This window comes from Chryseobacterium sp. SIMBA_028 (assembly GCF_046535285.1).
Taxonomy (GTDB): domain Bacteria; phylum Bacteroidota; class Bacteroidia; order Flavobacteriales; family Weeksellaceae; genus Chryseobacterium.
Genome location: NZ_JAWRWZ010000677.1, coordinates 1 through 246 on the forward strand (window position 1 = coordinate 1; position 246 = coordinate 246).

A 246-nucleotide genomic window follows, 5' to 3' on the forward strand; every position below is an offset into this window, starting at 1 on the left:
TGGGCCTCTTCCGTGTTCGCGGTGTGCTGGACACGCATGAACGGACGGTTCGTGAAGGCGCAGAACTGTTCCCAGGCGGTAGACTTGCCGGTTCCAGCGTGACCCCAGAAGTAGGACGGGATGTCGTAATCGAGGGCAGCGATGGCGTCACGCAGCGTCTCGGGCGTCCAGATGTATTCGTCGTCGGTCGCCGGCACCATGTCCTGATGGTCGTGACGCTCGAAGACGGATACCGGAATTGCGATG

General features: G+C 61.4%; 1 protein-coding gene. It reads right to left on the bottom strand.

Going from position 1 to position 246, the window contains the following annotated elements; genetic code table 11:
- Positions 1–246, bottom strand: a 246-nt coding sequence (locus SCA31_RS24950; protein WP_410699636.1) for a hypothetical protein, incomplete at both ends; no start/stop codon positions are given.